The sequence below is a fragment of the Tenacibaculum sp. MAR_2009_124 genome (assembly GCF_900105455.1).
Taxonomy (GTDB): Bacteria; Bacteroidota; Bacteroidia; order Flavobacteriales; family Flavobacteriaceae; genus Polaribacter.
The window spans coordinates 612,583-630,492 of record NZ_FNSF01000008.1 but is presented as its reverse complement, the minus strand read 5'-3'; the positions used below and the strand labels follow the sequence as shown (position 1 = coordinate 630,492).

General features: G+C 32.2%; 24 protein-coding genes. 3 read left to right on the top strand and 21 right to left on the bottom strand.

Annotated features, from left to right (window positions below; translation table 11 throughout):
* Positions 1-16 precede the first annotated feature (16 nt).
* The gene (locus tag BLW23_RS22935) at positions 17-778 is read right to left on the bottom strand and encodes a carboxypeptidase-like regulatory domain-containing protein (protein ID WP_143032266.1); all 762 of its coding nucleotides are present in this window, start codon (positions 776-778) and stop codon (positions 17-19) included.
* A gap of 273 nt (positions 779-1,051) precedes the next feature.
* Between BLW23_RS22935 and BLW23_RS22930 the strand changes: the two genes are divergently transcribed.
* Positions 1,052-1,267 (top strand): DUF6515 family protein, encoded by a 216-nt coding sequence (locus tag BLW23_RS22930; RefSeq protein WP_255362869.1) that lies wholly within the window; start codon positions 1,052-1,054, stop codon positions 1,265-1,267.
* Positions 1,268-1,362: 95 nt separating this feature from the next.
* Here the strand turns inward: BLW23_RS22930 and BLW23_RS22925 are convergent, their stop codons facing one another.
* The 9 genes from BLW23_RS22925 to pdxA form a co-directional block, all read right to left on the bottom strand.
* The gene (locus BLW23_RS22925; RefSeq protein WP_093674341.1) at positions 1,363-1,776 is read right to left on the bottom strand and encodes a DUF6691 family protein; all 414 of its coding nucleotides are present in this window, start codon (positions 1,774-1,776) and stop codon (positions 1,363-1,365) included.
* Position 1,777: 1 nt separating this feature from the next.
* Positions 1,778-2,335, bottom strand: a complete 558-nt coding sequence (locus BLW23_RS22920) for a YeeE/YedE family protein (protein WP_093674424.1) — start codon at positions 2,333-2,335, stop codon at positions 1,778-1,780.
* Positions 2,335-3,573 carry a 3-deoxy-D-manno-octulosonic acid transferase gene (locus BLW23_RS22915; protein ID WP_093674339.1) on the bottom strand — a complete coding sequence of 413 codons (1,239 nt, stop codon included), beginning with the start codon at positions 3,571-3,573 and terminating at the stop codon, positions 2,335-2,337. Before BLW23_RS22915 ends, BLW23_RS22920 begins: the two co-directional genes overlap by 1 nt.
* A 251-nt stretch (positions 3,574-3,824) precedes the next feature.
* Positions 3,825-5,168: an acetyl-CoA carboxylase biotin carboxylase subunit gene (accC, locus tag BLW23_RS22910; protein ID WP_093674337.1), complete on the bottom strand. Its 1,344-nt coding sequence runs from the start codon at positions 5,166-5,168 to the stop codon at positions 3,825-3,827.
* Between the two features lie 84 nt (positions 5,169-5,252).
* Positions 5,253-5,738, bottom strand: a complete 486-nt coding sequence (gene accB, locus BLW23_RS22905) for an acetyl-CoA carboxylase biotin carboxyl carrier protein (RefSeq protein WP_093674335.1) — start codon at positions 5,736-5,738, stop codon at positions 5,253-5,255.
* 25 nt (positions 5,739-5,763) lie between these two features.
* Entirely contained in the window at positions 5,764-6,759 is a 996-nt protein-coding gene (locus BLW23_RS22900; RefSeq protein ID WP_093674333.1) for a beta-ketoacyl-ACP synthase III, read from the bottom strand.
* Positions 6,760-6,913: 154 nt separating this feature from the next.
* A complete protein-coding gene (gene rpmF / locus BLW23_RS22895; protein WP_047789948.1) occupies positions 6,914-7,108 on the bottom strand; it encodes a 50S ribosomal protein L32 in 195 nt (64 codons plus the stop codon).
* Positions 7,109-7,116: 8 nt separating this feature from the next.
* The gene (locus BLW23_RS22890) at positions 7,117-7,656 is read right to left on the bottom strand and encodes a YceD family protein (RefSeq protein ID WP_093674331.1); all 540 of its coding nucleotides are present in this window, start codon (positions 7,654-7,656) and stop codon (positions 7,117-7,119) included.
* Between the two features lie 77 nt (positions 7,657-7,733).
* Positions 7,734-8,765 carry a 4-hydroxythreonine-4-phosphate dehydrogenase PdxA gene (pdxA, locus tag BLW23_RS22885; RefSeq protein WP_093674329.1) on the bottom strand — a complete coding sequence of 344 codons (1,032 nt, stop codon included), beginning with the start codon at positions 8,763-8,765 and terminating at the stop codon, positions 7,734-7,736.
* 58 nt (positions 8,766-8,823) lie between these two features.
* On the opposite strand from pdxA, the gene BLW23_RS22880 reads away from it, so the two are divergent.
* Together BLW23_RS22880 and BLW23_RS22875 are read left to right on the top strand one after the other, a co-directional pair.
* The gene (locus tag BLW23_RS22880) at positions 8,824-9,411 is read left to right on the top strand and encodes a riboflavin synthase (RefSeq protein ID WP_093674327.1); all 588 of its coding nucleotides are present in this window, start codon (positions 8,824-8,826) and stop codon (positions 9,409-9,411) included.
* A 149-nt stretch (positions 9,412-9,560) separates the two neighbouring features.
* Positions 9,561-10,157 carry a TetR family transcriptional regulator gene (locus tag BLW23_RS22875; RefSeq protein ID WP_093674325.1) on the top strand — a complete coding sequence of 199 codons (597 nt, stop codon included), beginning with the start codon at positions 9,561-9,563 and terminating at the stop codon, positions 10,155-10,157.
* Here the strand turns inward: BLW23_RS22875 and BLW23_RS22870 are convergent.
* The 11 genes from BLW23_RS22870 to BLW23_RS22820 all read right to left on the bottom strand — a co-directional run bounded on the left by BLW23_RS22870 (position 10,154) and on the right by BLW23_RS22820 (position 17,850).
* Positions 10,154-10,447 carry a CBU_0592 family membrane protein gene (locus BLW23_RS22870; RefSeq protein ID WP_255362868.1) on the bottom strand — a complete coding sequence of 98 codons (294 nt, stop codon included), beginning with the start codon at positions 10,445-10,447 and terminating at the stop codon, positions 10,154-10,156. The genes BLW23_RS22875 and BLW23_RS22870 overlap by 4 nt on opposite strands.
* A gap of 32 nt (positions 10,448-10,479) precedes the next feature.
* Positions 10,480-11,127 carry a DUF2459 domain-containing protein gene (locus BLW23_RS22865; RefSeq protein WP_093674321.1) on the bottom strand — a complete coding sequence of 216 codons (648 nt, stop codon included), beginning with the start codon at positions 11,125-11,127 and terminating at the stop codon, positions 10,480-10,482.
* 68 nt (positions 11,128-11,195) lie between these two features.
* Positions 11,196-12,215 carry a metal-dependent hydrolase gene (locus tag BLW23_RS22860; protein WP_093674319.1) on the bottom strand — a complete coding sequence of 340 codons (1,020 nt, stop codon included), beginning with the start codon at positions 12,213-12,215 and terminating at the stop codon, positions 11,196-11,198.
* 6 nt (positions 12,216-12,221) lie between these two features.
* Positions 12,222-12,410, bottom strand: coding sequence for a hypothetical protein (locus BLW23_RS22855; protein WP_093674317.1), 189 nt, complete (start codon positions 12,408-12,410; stop codon positions 12,222-12,224).
* Positions 12,411-12,585: 175 nt separating this feature from the next.
* On the bottom strand, positions 12,586-13,053 hold the full coding sequence (locus tag BLW23_RS22850; RefSeq protein ID WP_093674315.1) for a GNAT family N-acetyltransferase: 468 nt from the start codon (positions 13,051-13,053) through the stop codon (positions 12,586-12,588).
* Positions 13,054-13,184: 131 nt separating this feature from the next.
* Positions 13,185-13,769 carry a hypothetical protein gene (locus BLW23_RS22845; RefSeq protein WP_093674313.1) on the bottom strand — a complete coding sequence of 195 codons (585 nt, stop codon included), beginning with the start codon at positions 13,767-13,769 and terminating at the stop codon, positions 13,185-13,187.
* A 44-nt stretch (positions 13,770-13,813) separates the two neighbouring features.
* The gene (locus BLW23_RS22840) at positions 13,814-14,548 is read right to left on the bottom strand and encodes an NAD-dependent epimerase/dehydratase family protein (RefSeq protein ID WP_093674311.1); all 735 of its coding nucleotides are present in this window, start codon (positions 14,546-14,548) and stop codon (positions 13,814-13,816) included.
* Positions 14,549-14,700: 152 nt separating this feature from the next.
* A complete protein-coding gene (locus tag BLW23_RS22835; RefSeq protein WP_093674309.1) occupies positions 14,701-15,006 on the bottom strand; it encodes a hypothetical protein in 306 nt (101 codons plus the stop codon).
* 97 nt (positions 15,007-15,103) lie between these two features.
* Entirely contained in the window at positions 15,104-16,336 is a 1,233-nt protein-coding gene (locus BLW23_RS22830) for an acyltransferase family protein (RefSeq protein WP_093674307.1), read from the bottom strand.
* A gap of 96 nt (positions 16,337-16,432) precedes the next feature.
* On the bottom strand, positions 16,433-17,287 hold the full coding sequence (locus BLW23_RS22825; protein ID WP_093674305.1) for a LytR/AlgR family response regulator transcription factor: 855 nt from the start codon (positions 17,285-17,287) through the stop codon (positions 16,433-16,435).
* A gap of 188 nt (positions 17,288-17,475) precedes the next feature.
* On the bottom strand, positions 17,476-17,850 hold the full coding sequence (locus BLW23_RS22820; protein WP_093674303.1) for a VOC family protein: 375 nt from the start codon (positions 17,848-17,850) through the stop codon (positions 17,476-17,478).
* Positions 17,851-17,910: the final 60 nt, after the last annotated feature.

Here is a 17,910-nt window from a genome sequence, read left to right as displayed (position 1 = left end):
GAGAATTAATGTGGAACTACAGTTTGTTTTTTTGTAGTTTAATAATTAGTTCTTCATTAGTGTCTAGTGGAACTTCATTTTCGCTATAAGGCTCATATCCTTCTTTTAAAGCTCGTATATTTTTGTAGGGTTCTTGATGTTCTTCAGGAATGGTTAAGGTGAACTCGCCAAATTCGTTGGTAGTTGTGTTTCCACCTCGAACTCTAATCGCTACATTATTTATAGGTTGTCCAGTTTCAAAATCTTTTACAATTCCTTCTAAACTATCAAGCCCTTTTAATTCAACAATCAAAGGTATGTATTTGTTTCTTTGAATTGTATATACAGAATCTGGGTAAACAGCGGCATAAGGTTCACCTTGAGGGTCTTCGAATCTAATTTCTACCTTGGCTTCATTTTCAAAGAAATCGGCTGGAATTTGTTTAAAAACAGCTTCACCTTTTGAGTTGATGGTTTCGTTAACAATAACGTCTCGGTAAATTAAAGTAACCATACCGCGATTAGGAAGTATTTTTTGACTTCTGTTTTTTTTACCATGAACAACAACCGTAATATCTCCAGGGGAATCACTTGCATTATTAATAGAATACATGACAATGCTAAAAATAGAGATAGTGAAAATCATGCTAGTAATAAGTACGATAAGTCTAAATGATTGCTTAGTATTTAGTTTTGAAAATATTTTTAATTGAATGATGCTACGAAACAAAATAAGGAAAACAGTCATTCCTATTCCTGCGAGTCCGGCAATCATGCCCCAATTATTAAGAAAATCCATGTAGTAGATTAAATGTTTAAAGCGAAAGTCAGTAATCTTAATTTACATAAAAGGAAATAGATGGATAAAGCGCATTTCTTTTTTATTAAGAGCTCCCGAGTTTTTCTTGGTTGTTAATTTTTTGCGCAATATATAATTTTAAGGATGGTTTTGAAAAATAAATTCTAAGGATAAAACCCCTTTTTTGGAGGGGTATTAATGTTTTTAAAATTAGAATAAAACTTTTTGACAGGATCAAGGTCTAAAGAGAAGAAACAAATAAAGAAAGTTAATATGAGAGTTTTACTAATGGTTTTGATGATGTCGTTTTGTTTAATGTCAACTTCATGTGCAAGAAGAGTTGTGGTAAAGCAACCCAATAAAAAAGTTGTTATTGTAAAAAGACCTGCTAAGTATAAAGTAGTTCGAGTGAATGGAAGGAAGTATTATGTTTGGAATGGACGTTACCATAGAAAAACGTCGAGAGGATATATTGTTGTGAGGGTATAGTTTTGATAAGGTTGAAACAAATTGGCAATACTTAAAAGGAAGTTATGACGATTCCAATTGAGTATTGCTAATATAAAACTGAATTTCTTGTGTTTTTAATGAGGTAGTTTTTTACTCAATACTCCATAAAGGAAGGCTCCGAATAAGGCTCCGATAAGAACTATTATTATTGGGAATACACCTTGTCCGATAAGTGTGAAAATAGGGGCGGGGCAAGCACCTGCTAGGGCCCAGCCTAAACCAAATACGGTTCCACCAACTAAAGTTCTGATAAAACCTTTTGACTTATCTTTAATGACGATTTTCTCGCCCATATAATTCTTAATAATTCCTTTTTTAAATAGGAAAACTAATATCATGGATGTTACAACTGCGGTTCCAATGATTCCATACATATGAAATGATTGAAACTTAAACATTTCGAATATTCGATACCAAGAAACTGCTTCCGATTTGGACAATACAATTCCGAAAAACACACCTATTAATAAAAATCTAAACAACTTCATACTAAGCAAAAATTAAAGGAAATAAAACCCAAGTCATAAAAAGCCCACCAATAAAAAAGCCGATAACAGCAATTAAGGATGGCAGTTGTAAATTACTTAATCCCGTGATGGCATGTCCCGAAGTGCATCCACCCGCGTATCGAGTTCCAAAACCAATAAAAACACCAGCAATAAGTAGTAAAGAAAAGCCTTTAAAACTTAACAAACTCTCCATGCTAAATAGTTCAGTAGGAACGTAGGTTTCCCCTGCATTTAAAAAACCTAAAGATTCAAGTTCCTGTACAGTTACAGGATTTAAATCAACAGTAGAAGCAGACAACCATGTTTTGGCAATAAACCCTCCTATAATTAGACCTAGAAGAAAAACAATGGACCATTTTTTTGATTTCCAGTCTTTTTTAAAATAATCACTTATTTTATCGGCACCAGCTATGGTACATAACGTTTCAAGATTGGAGGAAACGCCAAAGTTTTCACCATAATAAAAAAAGAGAAATAAAACCAAAGAAATGAGTACCCCTGATACGTACCAAGGCCACGGTTGGAATAATAAATCTATCATAAATTATTTTTTACGTATTTTAAAATTTTTTGAGTAGCACCTGTGTTCGTTTTAATATAATTAGCATTGGTTTTACCCATAGTAGTTCGTATACTTCGGTTCGTTTTTAGATTAGCAAAATTATGATTTAATTCTTTTTTATCTGTAACAATTGTTACGCCACCCAGTTTTAATAAATCGACAGCCTCCTGAAACTTCTGATATTTATTGCCTCCAAAGATGACTGGAATCCCATAAGTAGCGGGTTCTAATATATTATGTAAACCAGTAGCTAAACCTCCACCTACATAGGCAACATCAGCATAAGAGTAAATTTTGGTTAAGATACCAATGGTGTCAATAATTAGAACTTGAAAAGCTTTCAAGTCCACATTGTCTTTTTCAGAAAAGAGGATAGTGTTTTTTGAAATAGATGATTTTAATGTTTGTATTTTATCTGCTTGAATAGTGTGGGGAGCTATGATGAATTTTTCATCATTCGATGCGTAATTGTTAATATAATCAATAATTAACTCCTCGTCTTCTGGCCATGTACTGCCTGCTATGACAGTGTATGTGTTGTTTTTAAATTCTTCAACAAAGGCAAGTTGGTTCTGTTGTTTTAAAATATCATAAACTCTATCAAATCTTGTATCACCACTTTTAACAACATTGTTAAAACCAATAGAGTTTAATAAATCTTTAGAAGTATCATTTTGAACGAAAAAGAAATCAAAAGCACGTAGTTTTTTTCTCATATAAGAGCCGTACCATTTAAAAAATGACTGTTTTTCTCTAAAAATACCAGAGATCAAAATTGTTTTAATTTGCTGTTTTTGCAATTGATCTAAAAGATTTGGCCAAAATTCGTATTTAATTATGAACGCCAATTCTGGTTGTATGGAAGATATGAATTTTTTCATATTACTTTTAGTGTCAAAAGGGAGGTAGCAAATGACATCAGCATATGGATAGTTCTTTCTTATTTCATATCCTGAAGGAGAAAAAAAAGTAACTACAATCTTATAATTTGAATAATCCTTTCTTAAATTTTCAATGATAGGTCTGGCTTGTTCAAATTCTCCCAAGGAGGCAGCGTGAAACCATAACACCTTATCTGAATTATTGATAGCACTAAGTTTTTCAAAACTCTCTTTTCTTCCTTGAACGAATAGATGTAACTTTTTATTAAATAGCGCTATTATCTTTATAATGAAATAGACAAAAGAAACGATGATATTATAAATAAATCCCATAATGCGAATTTAGAAAATAATACGATTTCTGATGTTAATTTACATATTGATTATTTTGATATATCACACCGATCTATATTTAAAACCTTTCTATGACGAACAGGAAATACTTTACAAATACTCTTTCGTTTGTCCTTTTTAAGGTGTAAAAATTGAAATCGAATTGATGTTTGTTTTCAGATGATGAAGATTGGTGATACAAAAAAACCAGTGCTTTTGCACTGGTTTTTGTTAAGTATATTTTGAGTAACCTATAAAGGTTTAATTTCAAAATCTTCCATGAATTTCGTTGTGTAGTTTCCTGCAACATAGTCAGGATGGTCCATCAACTGTCTGTGGAAAGGAATAGTTGTTTTTACACCTTCAATTACATACTCATCTAAAGCTCTTTTCATTTTGTTAATTGCTTCTTCTCTAGTTTGAGCGGTAACAATTAACTTCGAAATCATAGAATCGTAGTTAGGTGGAATCATATATCCTGAATACACATGCGTATCAATTCTTACACCATGACCTCCTGGAGCATGGTATGAAGTAATTTTTCCTGGTGCAGGTCTAAATCCATTATGAGGATCTTCTGCATTAATTCTACACTCAATTGAATGCAATTGAGGAGTGTAGTTTTTACCAGAAATTGGCACACCAGCAGCTACTAAAATTTGCTCACGAATTAAATCATAATCAACAACTTCTTCAGTAATAGGGTGTTCTACCTGAATACGAGTATTCATTTCCATAAAATAGAAGTTACGGTGTTTGTCAACTAAAAATTCAACAGTACCAGCACCTTCATATTTAATAAATTCAGCAGCTTTTACAGCAGCTACTCCCATTTTCTCACGTAATTCATCAGTCATGAATGGAGAAGGAGTCTCTTCTGTTAACTTTTGATGACGACGTTGTACTGAACAATCTCTTTCTGATAAGTGACAAGCTTTACCAAAAGCATCACCTACCACTTGAATCTCAATATGACGTGGTTCTTCAATAAGCTTTTCCATGTACATCCCATCGTTTCCGAAAGATGCCTTTGCTTCCATACGGGCAGAATCCCATGCATCGCGTAAGTCTTCTTTCTTCCAAACTGCACGCATTCCTTTTCCACCACCACCAGCGGTAGCTTTAAGCATTACAGGGAAGCCCATTTCAACAGCTAGCTCTTCAGTTTCTTCAAAAGTGTCTAAAATACCTTCTGATCCAGGAATACAAGGAACACCAGCAGAAATCATTGTAGCTTTTGCTGTTGCCTTATCTCCCATTTTTTCTATCATTTCTGAAGTAGCACCGATAAACTTAATTTCGTGCTCCTCACATAATTTTGAGAATTTTGCATTTTCAGAAAGGAAACCGTATCCAGGGTGAATGGCATCTGCATTTGTAATTTCTGCAGCAGCAATAATATGAGCCATTTTTAAATATGACTCGCTACTAGGAGCAGGACCGATACATACAGCCTCATCAGCGAAACGTACGTGTAAACTCTCAGCATCTGCTTTAGAGTAAACAGCAACGGTTTTTATTCCCATCTCCTTACAGGTTCTGATTACACGTAATGCAATCTCCCCTCTATTGGCAATTAATATTTTTTTAAACATAATGTAAAGGTTTCGAGTTAGATTGGTGAATTTAGAATAAGATTTTTTTGTTATTCTAAATTTTCGTTAATCTAAGATCTATAATTATGATGGGTCTACTAAGAAAAGAGGTTGATCAAATTCTACTGGAGTAGAATCGTCTACCAATACTTTTACAATCTTACCTGATACTTCAGATTCGATTTCATTGAATAATTTCATTGCCTCAATAACACAAACAGTGTCACCGATTTTGATATCACTACCTACTTCTACAAAAGTTGGCTTGTCAGGTGAAGGTTTTCTGTAAAAGGTTCCAATAATAGGAGACTTTACAGTTACATATTTTGAATCGTCGTTTGCAGGAGTTTCTTTCGCTGGGGCAGCAGAAGTAGCCTCAGGTTGAGCAACTGGAGCCGCAGCAACTATATGCGGAGCAGCAACTTGTGGAGCTGCTTGAATAATAGTCGTTTCAGGTGCGTTGCTTCCTGTTTTAATGGTGATCTTAGTCTCTCCCATTTCTAACTTCACTTCGCTTGCACCAGATTTAGCTACAAACTTTATAAGGTTTTGAATTTCTTTAATATCCATTTTCCTAAATTTAAGTTGTTCGGTTTTATGAATTGTATGCCCATTTTAAATAGATGGCTCCCCAAGTGAAACCACCACCAAATGCAGCAAAAATTAAGTTATCTCCTTTTTTTAATTCTTTTTCATAATCTGCTAATAATAAAGGTAATGTAGCTGAGGTGGTGTTTCCATACCTGTGAATATTCATCATCACTTTATCCTCTTCTAAACCAACTCTTTTAGCAGTTGCTTCAATAATTCTTTTATTAGCCTGATGTGGTACTAACCACTGAATGTCTTCTTTTGTTAAATTGTTACGCGTAAGCATTTTCTCAGAAACATCAGCCATGTTAGAAACAGCAAACTTAAAAACAGTTCGCCCCTCTTGATGTACAAAATGTTGTCCATTTTTAACAGTATCTTCGGAAGAAGGAAGTATTGAACCACCGGCATCAATTTTTAAAAACTCTCTACCAATTCCATCACTGCGTAAATATTCATCTTGCAATCCTAAATTTTCAGAGTTTGGTTCGAATAGTGCAGCACCAGCTCCATCTCCAAAAATTATACAAGTAGCCCTGTCTGTGTAGTCAATAATTGAAGACATTTTATCAGCTCCAATTACAAGTACCTTCTTATATCGTCCGCTTTCAATATATCTAGCAGCAGTTGACATACCGTATAAGAAACTTGAGCAAGCCGCTTGTAAATCATAAGAAAACGCATTTACAGCTCCAATTTTAGAAGCGGTATACGCTGCGGTTGATGCTACGGGTAGGTCGGGAGTAGCGGTAGCAACGATTACCATTTCGATTTCAGTCGGGTCAACTCCTGATTTCGCAAGTAAGTCTTCAGCTGCCTTTATTGCCATAAACGAGGTGCCGGCTCCTTCTTCTTTTAAAATTCTCCTCTCTTTTATTCCTGTTCTAGATGTAATCCACTCGTCGTTGGTTTCAACCATAGTTTCAAGCTCTTTGTTAGTGAGCGCGTACTCAGGAACATATTTTCCCACCGCCGTGATAGCTGCAGTTATTTTAGTCATAGTTGTTTGTTTTGTTATAAAACGAGATTTCAAAGAAATGAAATTTATTTCACTTTTTGATAGAAAATAAAACGAAAACTCATTTTTTAGGCTTAAAAACACTAAAAAACCCTCGAAAGGAGGGTTTTTATATTTGTTTACAAGCCATAAGTGTTTATGCTTCAGCTGCTGCTGATTCCAAAACTACTTGTCCTCTGTAGTATAATTTTCCTTCATGCCAGTGAGCTCTATGGTATAAATGAGCCTCTCCAGTAGTTGGGTCAACCGCTATTTGAGGAACAGAAGCTTTATAATGAGTTCTTCTCTTATCTCTTCTAGTTTTAGATATTTTTCTCTTAGGATGTGCCATTTTATGTCTTATTTATCTGTTAGTAAATCCTTTAATTTATCCCATCTCGGGTCTGTTGAATCCTGCTCTTCAGCAGCATTGTTTTCTTTTATTTTTAATTCTTCTAATCTTTTGAGCGCTTCCGATTCCATTGTTCCATCCAATACTTTTGGATGTATTCTTTTGTTAGGAACCGATAGGATGATCAATTCATAAATGTATTGCGATACATTAATTTGATATTCCTCATGAGGAATAATTAACACATCATCATTGTCGTCATTAAACTCAGGACCAAATTTTACAATTAAATGTAAATCACCTTTTACTTCTTGATCGAATAACTCTGTTGTAACATCACAAGGAACATTAACTGAACCTTTTACCTTAAAATCGAGCTCTATAAAGGTGCTTTTCTTTGTTAAATTAATACTGACATGAACGTCACAATCATTGAATTCATCAAAATTATAAGCTTCAAAGAACTTTTTACTAATCTGATACTCAAATAAATGACTTCCTAGTCTTAGCCCAATAAAGGGTATGCTGAAATCTTTTAAGTCTTTCATTTATAATACCAATTTGAGCGTGCAAAGATATAAAAAATGTTTTTATTATTATATTCTGGTAGTTTTTTTTTGAAAAATTAGATCTTTAATGAGTTTTTTGTAAGGTTTTGATATTCAATTCTGTTTTTATGGATGCTTAATGAACTGAAAAGAGCTTCTTGAAAAGACAAATGGTTCGCTTTCTTTTTACCAGCTATATCAAACGCAGTACCATGATCAGGTGAAGTTCTTACTTTATTTAAACCAGCCGTGAAATTAACACCGTTTCCAAATGATAATGCTTTGAAAGGAGCCAATCCTTGGTCATGGTACATGGCTAATACACCATCAAATTGTTCATAGGTCTTTGAACCAAAGAAACCATCAGCGGCATAAGGGCCATATACTAGTTTTCCTGTCTCTTGAATTTCTTTAATTGTAGGGCGAATGATTTCATCATCTTCGGTTCCTATAACACCATTGTCTCCACAGTGAGGATTTAATCCTAATACTGCAATTTTTGGTTTGCTAATATTAAAATCACTCATTAGTGTGGCGTGCATTACTTCTACTTTAGCCTTAATCAATTCCGGAGTAATTGTTTCTGGTACTTTAGAAATAGGAATATGCCCAGATATTAAGCCAATTCTTAAATTCTCTGTCATTAATATCATAAGGCTTTCACCGTCCAATTCACTTTCTAAATATTCAGTGTGACCTGGGAAATTAAATTCTTCTGATTGTATATTCTCTTTGTTAATAGGAGCAGTAACTAAAATATCAACTTTGTTTTCTTTCAAAGCCTCAACTGCCGATTGCAAAGACATTAATGCGCATTTACCTCCTGCTTCTGTTAGTTTACCAATGTCAAATTTAACATCTTCCTTCCAGGCATTTACTACATTAATTTTACCATGTACAACTTTATCAATACTAGGAATACCGTTAATACTATTGTTAAGTTTTAAAGCTTTTTTATGATAAGAAATAACTTTGTTTGAAGCAAACAATACAGGAGTACAAAAATCAAGCATTCGTTTATCTTCAAATGTTTTTAAAATAACTTCAATGCCTATTCCGTTAATGTCTCCAACTGAAATACCAACAATAATTTTGTTTGATTTATCCATAGTTACGTTTTCTAAAGTCGTATTTTTGATGCTAACAAATGTAATTAAAATTTAGAGAATGTTTACTGGAATAATTGAAACCCTTGGAATTGTAACTAAATTAGAAAAGGACCAAGAAAACGTGCATTTAACTGTGAAAAGCGATTTTACAAATGAGCTGAAAATAGATCAGAGTATTGCTCATAATGGTGTTTGTTTAACCGTGGTAGGCATTGAAGGAGAAGAGTATGTTGTAACGGCAATAAAAGAAACCATTGATAAAACTAATGTTGGCGATTTAAAAGTCAACGATGTGGTGAATTTAGAAAGAGGAATGAAATTGGGAGCGAGACTTGATGGACATATTGTACAAGGGCATGTTGACGGGGTAGCAGAGTGTGTTCGTATTGAAGATGCTGAAGGGAGTACTATTTTTACTTTTAAATATGATTTTGACGGAAGTAATGTAACTATTGAAAAAGGATCGATTACAGTAAACGGTGTTAGTTTAACCGTGGTGAATTCGAAAAAAGATGAGTTTAGTGTAGCTATTATCCCGTTTACATTGGATCAAACTACATTTAAAAATTTTAAAGAAGGAACTAGAGTTAATCTAGAATTTGATGTTATAGGAAAGTATGTTGCTAGATTACATCAGTTAAAATAGAGTAGATTTATCTTTAATATAAAATAATAGGGATTACCTTTAAGTTAAGGTAGTCCTTTTTTTATTGGTTGTATGTTCGTATTTTATCTGTGTATTGTTAGTAAATAGCTGGTAAACCTTTATATTTGATTGATGTACAATAAGAAATAATGGGAAGAAAACCGCTTACAGATATTAGGAAGAAGGAGATAATTGAGGCATTTTATCTTACTGCAAAAAAACACGGACTGGAGAACGCGTCTGTCGGAAAAGTAGCCGAGGAAATGGGCATAAGTAAAGGACTTGTTTTGCATTATTTTAAGAATAAGGAAGAACTCGTGTTGGCGTTAAATAACTTTATTTTAGATCGCTATTTGGAGTTTTTGGCAAATAGTTCGAAGTACGAAATGACCTCAAAAGAAAATATAGAAGCTTATATAGATTTACTTTTTAGTAGAGATTGGAGCGATTATATTGATGATGGTGTTTTTTATAGTTTTTATGCGTTGATCTATCAAAATGATAAAGTGAGAGAAAACTTTAAAGCTCATCATGAAGAACTTATTAAGGTTTTACAATTAAAGTTAAGCGAAGCTGTTTTGGGCGGCGTGTTAAGAAATCAGAATATTGAACGGTTAACGAGAGTTATTTTTGCCTTGGTTGATGGTGCTTATTATACATTAGGCGTTTTTATTAAAGAGGAGCTTGAATATAACAAAAGAGTAATGTTATTTTCGTCACATGCTAAAAGTTTACTGAAATATTAGCGAGAGTTTAAAGAAGTTTTATAGGTAGCGAATAGTGCAATAATTCCCCAAATGGCATTTAAGAAAATAGTAGGGAAATCGTTTGTAGGAATTCCATTAATAACTAAGGCAATGGCACCTAGTATATTTAGGATATGATATGTCGGTTTGTCGGATTTCAATTTATTCATACTCAAAAGAGCATATGCTAACAAATAAATAACGGCTCCAGACCAACCAATAATAGTGTAAATACTCATAGAGGACAATATACTACATCGTATTAAATCTACATAAAATAAGCTCGTCATTGAAGAGGTTGTTAGAAACTTATAAATAGGTGTTATTCATATTTATTCATCAAACCAAAGTCAAAAGGTGTCCATAAACAAGCTTTTAAACCACTTTCTTTAAAAGCAGAATTCACCCAACTATTGCAAGTTTTAAAGCAAGAGTAACTTCCTTTTGCTCTGTAAAAATCATCTCGAAAAGAATAACCTTTACCTTCTAGTATAATTTTCGAACCTAATGTATCCTTTTGAAACGAGTTGAGAAGGTAGAGATTTAGTTTGTTTAATTCAGAGGAACTTATTTTTATAGCGATCCAATCGGGTTGAACACTTCGATAACGAGTTATATGTACTAGGGTTGAGCTTTCTAAAAACAAAGCTTTAAAAGCATTACTAAATGTTAAATCGCTCCAATTAGGAGTATTCAAGTAAAAGTTTTCTTCACCCCAACCGAAAGCGAGATAATGTTCGTAGTTTTTATGGCGAATGCCTTTGAGTAATTTGTTGTTGATATTTTCTTTTGGAATCACAACATCTAAATGAACACCATTTGTATTAAGGTAAATGGTTTTATCTGATACTTGGTTTTTAACTTCCCGATCTACTGAAATGAATGTTAATATCAATGAAACCAATATATAGAGAATTGGTATAGCTAAAATATAGAACAAGTATTTTACGATTTTCTTTAGCAATTTCATTTTTAGAATATTTATATCCAGTTAAAGATACTTATTTCTTTAGGAACTAGTAGATTGCTTCGTTTTTGTTATTTTACCCCCGAGATTCTATCGATGTAAGCTTTTACATAAGTCTTGTCTACAGGTTTTCGATAGCTTATTTGTTTGATATTAATACTTCCATTGTCTAATGGTTTTATAGTGTATTTAAATACATATTCTCCTTTTTCATTACCTTGCCAACCATTAAATTTTCCAAACCTTAAATCATTCATCAATATACCGTCATCCATAGTTTCTATGGAATAATAACCTTTGGTCACTTTTATAAGAGTTTGTACTTCTGAATTCTTCAAGTAAGGCTTTAATAATTCAGTGTTGGTAGGTTCAAAGGCAAAATCTATTTGATTGTCTCTATCAAAGAAGGAATAAAAACCAGTGTAATAGCCTTCGGAAGTTTTTGCTGAACAACTCCATAGGATGATGTTAAAGGGAGTGGTTTTGGTAATCATTTTCTCTATTTGAATTCCTTGTTTTTCCAGTTGCTCTTTAAATATAGAGCTCGCTTTACTTTGGAGAAATAAGCCAGTACATAAATAAGAAGTACTTAAAATAATACCGAACCAATTGAGTCTAATTCTCCAAGGGTTTTCTTTTTTAAGAAAGAGTAGAATGATTAGTATAAGGAGAAAAGGAACAGTGTAAAAAGGATCTACTACTGATACGTTATAGAGTGCATAGCCATACGTAGTAAACGGCCATAGCAACTGTGTTCCCCAAGTGGTGCAAGTGTCCAATAAAATATGAGTGAGAAAGCAAAGTGAAAACACAAGAAATAAGTCTCTAAAATCAAGCTTTTTCCATTTAAAAATTTTCCAAGAGGCATAGGCGAAAAGCCATCCTCCAAAGAGAACGAATACTAACGAATGACTAAAGCTACGATGAAAAATCAACTCTCCTACATCACTTAAAAACGGACTGGCGAATACGTCTAAATCAGGAATGGTTCCGGCTATCGCTCCAAGCAATAAAGCTTTGTTGCCAATCTTATGACCTATAGTTGCTTCGGCGGTTGCTGCTCCAAGTACAATTTGAGTTAGAGAATCCATATTAGGTTAGTTTTTTATTAGAATCAGCAAATGTTTAATTCTTTCAGCAATGGCTAGTTCTTGACTGATTTTTGCATTTAGTTCGTTCATTTCTGCTTCAGCTCGTTTTCTGTTCAATTCAGCCTGAAATTTTAAAATATTACCTTCTTCTACAATAGTTTCGGAAATTTCTTGAGATATTTTTAATATTATCATACATCATACATCATACATCATACATCATACATCATACATTCGATTGAGAGCGAGTTTTCTACTGTTTTTTTATGTTATAGTTTTTATTTTTAGTTGATTTTTGGCTAGTGTAGTACAATGATTTATATCTGAGTCTATGTTTTAGAGTGGTTTAGATGATCTTGTTAGTAGTTTATTATTTTTCCATTTCATAGCGATCCAAAGATTCGGAATAGAATTTAGGCTTTATGTTTGTTGTTTTAAAACCGTATTTCTCGAAAAATGGAGCAATGTCTTGTGTTGTGGCTAGAGCTATCTTCTTATCTGGGTAGTTTTGGGAAATAGACTTGAATCTATATTCTAGTAACTTTTTACCATAGCCTAATTTCTGGAATTTTCGGTTAACCATTCCCCATGAAAGAAATATTTCGTTAGAGTTTTTTACAAGTAGGTATCCTGCACAGCCTAGAACATTGTCGTCTTCTTCTAGGACAAAGTAATATTCTTTTTCAGAAACGTCGTGAGCTAATAATCCTTTTTCTTGTGCAATTAACCATTCTTCAAAAAGAGGAACCTCGTCCATTGCGAAAAATTCTGGAGTATTACTCTTAATTATTCCCATACAGGCGGCATGGTCTTTTTTCTTGTAAGGTCTGATATTCATTCTATTTGCAAATAAGTTTATACACGATTTTTGTAGAAAAAGGACATGAGTCCTTTTTCATTGTGTCCTAAAGATAATCGATAAGGTTTAATTGAGAGTGAAAACTCAATTGGAATTAGTAATATATCATATTAGCCCTTACTTATTATATCAGTCAGATATACGATTCCGAAAATCCAACTAACATAGAGTAGAGTATAAGTCAGTGAATAAGCTACTGAAACTCCAAGATTTCCTTTTGTGTTTTTTGATTTGTTAAAAACAAATTTTAGTGCTCTGAAAAAAATCCAATATAACATTGTTAACATGATGAAAAATGAAAACCAGAAAATAGCTTCCAAAATAACTAGTGAAACAATTATAAAAATGGTCATTCCTATCCACAAGAAAATTGATGCAATTAATCCGCCAATTCCATCTCCAATATCAATTGAAGGTGCGTCGAGTGCTGGTGAAACATTTCCTATTAAATCTCCTTGTTTAAACCACCGAAACTTTGGGGAATTGTCAATTAATCCAATTCCTTTATAAAGACCATAAGTCATAAATAGAAATAGTGATATTGCTATAATTCCTAAAGACAAGTATAGATTGGATGTCAGACTTCGGTTGTAGTTGATTCCAGTAAGATAAATAGTTAGAATTGTAACTCCTATTACAAGTAATGAAACTATGAAAACGGATTTGCCTTTTAAATAATTCTGTTTAATTTTCAAGTTAGATGTTTTTGGTTGGCTTGCTGGTAACCTTTTCTTGCAGTTTACCCTTCCTTTGATAGTTTAAACAACTCAAACGCATCGGCTTTTGGTCGGTATCCAACTTTTTCTTTAGACTCCGATATGTCTAAGCGTTTATATCTGTTTTCTGAAATTGCATTCAGAACTTCATATTGTAAATTTTTTGTTTCAATACATCCAATCAATAACTGATTAAAGTCGTCTGGATGTAAAAAAGCACTTAAATCTCTTGCATTCATTTCGGTGAAGTCTTCTGGAAATTCGTAGGCTCCAATTCGTAAGCAAATTGCTGAAATACCTCTATTATAAGAATAATAAGCGGCTAAAGCTTCTCCAAAACATTTTGAAACTCCGTAAATATTTTTTGGTTTTACGAGCATATTTTTGTTCACTTGAATATCGGTCGGATAACTTTCGATGGTTTGGGCGCTACTGGCGAAAATTAGCCTTTTACATTTTGCTTTTACAGCTGCTTTAAATATGTTTTGAGTTATTTTTATGTTCGTATCCAGAATATCGTCCGATTCTGAAACAGGGTCTACTATTCCGGCTAAATGGATTACTGTATCAATTCCTTCGCATAGTTTTGAGCAGATTGAGAAGTCTGTTAAATTCGCTTTTTCAACTCGAACGTTGTCTGAGAAAATCCCATTACTTGTTATAATATCTACAACAGTTATCTCGTATTTATGTTCGAAGTTTTGGATAAAATATTTTGCTATTTTTCCGAACCCTCCAGTTATCAGTATTTTTTTCATTAAATGTTACGTGTTTTTTTTATTCGCTACGACGGTTTTGCGTAAGCTACTAATTTATTAAAAAGAAAACTCGTTAAAACTCTTAAAGATTAGTTGATTCTTGTAAAATTAAGGGCTTGCTCAATAGTAGCCATCGTTGGCTATAGTCTTTTTTAATTCGTTTCTAATAATATTCGTGCATTTTCGTGATTCGGATAATTATTTTCAAACTTTAAAAACCCCTCAATTTGTTCAATCCAGTCGCTTTTATTTGAATATTCCCGAATGTTTTTTGATTTAGATATTTTCATAACAGTTAGAGCTAAAACATCTGTAGTTATTTTTAAAGATCTCAGTTTTTCAGGTAAAATGTCTAGAGTACAAAACAGAGAAAAACAAAAATTATATAAATCTTTAAAATCGACTTGATTTGGTAATTCTGAAGTCAGATAATTATATAGCTTTTCAGTACCATCCATTTCTAATTGAAGTATGTTTTTGTTAATTATTTCCTTTTCTAGGGGCGTTCTCTTTTCTAGTAAAGGTATTTTTTAAATTTTCTTTTAACTGTTTATGTTATTTAAAGTCTGTTGTCATTTGATCTTTTCGTTTATTCTCTGTTTCTTCATATTGTTGACTGCGTTTTAACTTTGTGTTGTCCGTTAGTGCTTCATCTTTTTTTAAATTGGTTCTCCTTTCCCTCTTCTTCAGTCCAAAAAGAGGTCTGATATATTTCCGACGACGAATTAAAAATTCATAAAAAAACCATGATATAACGAAAGTACCTATAATCATTATTGAAGATTTTAGAGCTAACGACCAATCTAATTCTATTAGGTAATAGGCAATTACAATCATGATGGTTTGATGTAAAATGTAGAATGGGTAAACTGCTTCGTTGGCATAATTTAATATAGTACTTTTTCTATTTAAATGTTTGGCAGAAAATCCAAATAAAGCAAGTATCCAGGACCATAAGTTCATCACTTTTAAGAAGGCCTCAATAAAATGTCTAATAATTGAATCTTTATATTGGTGTGTAATAAAAAGCATAATACTAAAGCTTAGTATTCCTGTAATTAAAAAGTAATTTCGATATTTTACAGTAGTATTCCAAAAGGTGTTTTGTATAGAAATTAAGAGAAATCCAAAGAAAAATAATGTAATGTAATTTATAAAAGTGAACCAGTCATTTATTAAGTTGTGAGTAACTGGAAAAAAAGGTTCAATGAACGCTTCAATTAGGTATAAAGGAATAATAAAGAAGTATAATCCTGCAGGTTTAATCGTTATTCTTTTTATCCAAGAAATAAATTTATTGTTAGGATGATTTTTTAGATATAAGAATAAAGGAGTTAATATAATTGAGAAAACTAGCAGATAAGGCAAAAACCATAAATGATGCCAGCTAAAATTACCTTCAGGATAAATTCCATTAAACAATTGACTAGGCCAAAAATCAAAATAGTTTCCGTTAAATTCGTTTTTATCTAATCTCTCAAAATATATTTGAGGAGAAATAATACAAATCATTCCGAAGATTAGTGGTAGTCCTAATCTTTTAATACGCTCTAAAGTAAATTGAGTTCCTGTTTTATTTTGTAAAGCATAATAGGTACCCATTCCTGAAATAACAAATAAAATAGGGAGTCTCCATTGATTAAGAAACCACATAGGATACACTAACCAATCATATATAATATTATTTTTTAAATGAAATTTCCAAGGAACAAAGAACATTCCCACATGGTAAAAAATAAGTAATCCAAATACTAGTACTCTTAACCAATCTAAATCGTGTCTACGCATCAAATATATTTTTTAACCAAAACTATGTAGAAAAAATATGGTGTTTTTTTTAATGTGACGACAGACAAACTATTGTGACAAGTAGCAAGATGTTCTTTAAGAATTCATCTTTTTATTAAATTTTGAAATCATATTTCTTGAAACAGGAATGATATTAGAACAATTTTTAAGTTGCAATTTATAGCCTTGAGCATTACCAGTAACAGTATCAATTTGGTTAATATTAACGATATAAGAGCGATGTGTTTTTATATAGTTAGGATAAGATTTTAATATATTTTCCAAGCTTTTCATGGTTAATCTTTTTAATATTTTATCACCATCGCTTAAAAACAATTCTATGTAATTACCATCAGCTTTTGCATATAAAATAGTTTGTGGATCAATACCCAATTCATTTATATGGGATGGATTTTTATTAGAGATACTAGTAATGGTTTTTGAAGTGTTAAATGCATATGCATTTCGACTATTTTTAGTGTTTAATCTGTGATAATTTATGGGAACTAAAATAAACGCAAATAAAATTCCGACTAGAAAGGTGTTTCGTATTTCTTCATAAAAATATCGCAGGGACCAATTATTTGGATTGTCATAAATAATATCTCTAATTAGAAATTGTACAACACCTACAAAAAGCAAAAAAAAAGCTATTAAAAGTATTTCTTTTTTTATGGTCCAATTTTCTTTTGAACTTTGGGATGTTTTTAAAGAGAGAAATACAAAAACAATGAAAACAGGAGTACATGAATGTATCAAAGTAATCCAAAAATACCCCATTTTATGTTCAGGTTGATAAACTTCAAAGGGCTCAAAGAAATAACCGAATAATAGGGTCATTAAGAACAATAATACTGTTATTGACCTTAGTTCTTTTCCTTGGTAATAAAATGGATATGCTTGAGATAACAAGTTTGAAATATTTTTTTTCAATTCAAAGTCTGTTGTCATTTGATCTTTTCGTTTATTCTCTGTTTTTTCATATTGTTGACTGCGGTTATGATAAGAGTAAGTCAGATAAAACGCAGCTACTTTTCGGCAAGTAATATACCTAATTAAATACGAAAACGGTTCAAGTTAAGGCTTAAACCGCTATTGCTTTTGTGTATTGTTGTACATTCGTATTTTGTCTCAATAAATTATTCCCTTGAGTGAAGTCCTACTGTATTTCCGTCCGTATCCATTAAAATCGATACAAAACCAAACTCTCCAATAGACATTTTCGGTCTAATAATTTTTCCTCCAGCCTTTTCAACTAAATTTTCTTCAGTTGTGCAATCTTTCGATTCAAAATAGATGATTGTATTGTTGCTGTTCGGTATAAATTCTTCTTTTTCTACTAAGGCGCCAGTAATATTTAACCCTTTAGGGTCAAATGGAAAACCAGACTGTTTTCCGAATTCTATTGGAAAGTCAACCAATTTGATATTGAAAACAGTTTCATAAAATTCTTTTGCATTGTTTAAATTTGATACATTGATGTCGAACCAGTTTACAGGATTTACGTTTTTCATTTTATTTGCTTTTATAGTTTTATTGCGTTAATGCAATACAAATATGCTATGAGTTTTAGT

Excerpts from the sequence above, each read along its gene's own strand:
- BLW23_RS22930 (WP_255362869.1), top strand. The coding sequence starts at position 1,052 with ATGAGAGTTTTACTAATGGTTTTGATGATGTCGTTTTGTTTAATGTCA.
- BLW23_RS22835 (WP_093674309.1), bottom strand. The coding sequence starts at position 15,006 with ATGGATGGTACTGAAAAGCTATATAATTATCTGACTTCAGAATTACCA.
- BLW23_RS22935 (WP_143032266.1), bottom strand. The coding sequence starts at position 778 with ATGGATTTTCTTAATAATTGGGGCATGATTGCCGGACTCGCAGGAATA.
- rpmF (WP_047789948.1), bottom strand. The coding sequence starts at position 7,108 with ATGGCACATCCTAAGAGAAAAATATCTAAAACTAGAAGAGATAAGAGA.
- BLW23_RS22830 (WP_093674307.1), bottom strand. The coding sequence starts at position 16,336 with ATGCGTAGACACGATTTAGATTGGTTAAGAGTACTAGTATTTGGATTA.
- BLW23_RS22820 (WP_093674303.1), bottom strand. The coding sequence starts at position 17,850 with ATGAAAAACGTAAATCCTGTAAACTGGTTCGACATCAATGTATCAAAT.
- BLW23_RS22925 (WP_093674341.1), bottom strand. The coding sequence starts at position 1,776 with ATGAAGTTGTTTAGATTTTTATTAATAGGTGTGTTTTTCGGAATTGTA.
- BLW23_RS22840 (WP_093674311.1), bottom strand. The coding sequence starts at position 14,548 with ATGAAAAAAATACTGATAACTGGAGGGTTCGGAAAAATAGCAAAATAT.
- BLW23_RS22880 (WP_093674327.1), top strand. The coding sequence starts at position 8,824 with ATGTTTACTGGAATAATTGAAACCCTTGGAATTGTAACTAAATTAGAA.
- BLW23_RS22875 (WP_093674325.1), top strand. The coding sequence starts at position 9,561 with ATGGGAAGAAAACCGCTTACAGATATTAGGAAGAAGGAGATAATTGAG.
- BLW23_RS22890 (WP_093674331.1), bottom strand. The coding sequence starts at position 7,656 with ATGAAAGACTTAAAAGATTTCAGCATACCCTTTATTGGGCTAAGACTA.
- BLW23_RS22855 (WP_093674317.1), bottom strand. The coding sequence starts at position 12,410 with ATGATAATATTAAAAATATCTCAAGAAATTTCCGAAACTATTGTAGAA.
- BLW23_RS22825 (WP_093674305.1), bottom strand. The coding sequence starts at position 17,287 with ATGACAACAGACTTTGAATTGAAAAAAAATATTTCAAACTTGTTATCT.
- BLW23_RS22870 (WP_255362868.1), bottom strand. The coding sequence starts at position 10,447 with ATGACGAGCTTATTTTATGTAGATTTAATACGATGTAGTATATTGTCC.
- accC (WP_093674337.1), bottom strand. The coding sequence starts at position 5,168 with ATGTTTAAAAAAATATTAATTGCCAATAGAGGGGAGATTGCATTACGT.
- pdxA (WP_093674329.1), bottom strand. The coding sequence starts at position 8,765 with ATGGATAAATCAAACAAAATTATTGTTGGTATTTCAGTTGGAGACATT.
- BLW23_RS22900 (WP_093674333.1), bottom strand. The coding sequence starts at position 6,759 with ATGACTAAAATAACTGCAGCTATCACGGCGGTGGGAAAATATGTTCCT.
- BLW23_RS22915 (WP_093674339.1), bottom strand. The coding sequence starts at position 3,573 with ATGGGATTTATTTATAATATCATCGTTTCTTTTGTCTATTTCATTATA.
- accB (WP_093674335.1), bottom strand. The coding sequence starts at position 5,738 with ATGGATATTAAAGAAATTCAAAACCTTATAAAGTTTGTAGCTAAATCT.
- BLW23_RS22850 (WP_093674315.1), bottom strand. The coding sequence starts at position 13,053 with ATGAATATCAGACCTTACAAGAAAAAAGACCATGCCGCCTGTATGGGA.
- BLW23_RS22865 (WP_093674321.1), bottom strand. The coding sequence starts at position 11,127 with ATGAAATTGCTAAAGAAAATCGTAAAATACTTGTTCTATATTTTAGCT.
- BLW23_RS22860 (WP_093674319.1), bottom strand. The coding sequence starts at position 12,215 with ATGGATTCTCTAACTCAAATTGTACTTGGAGCAGCAACCGCCGAAGCA.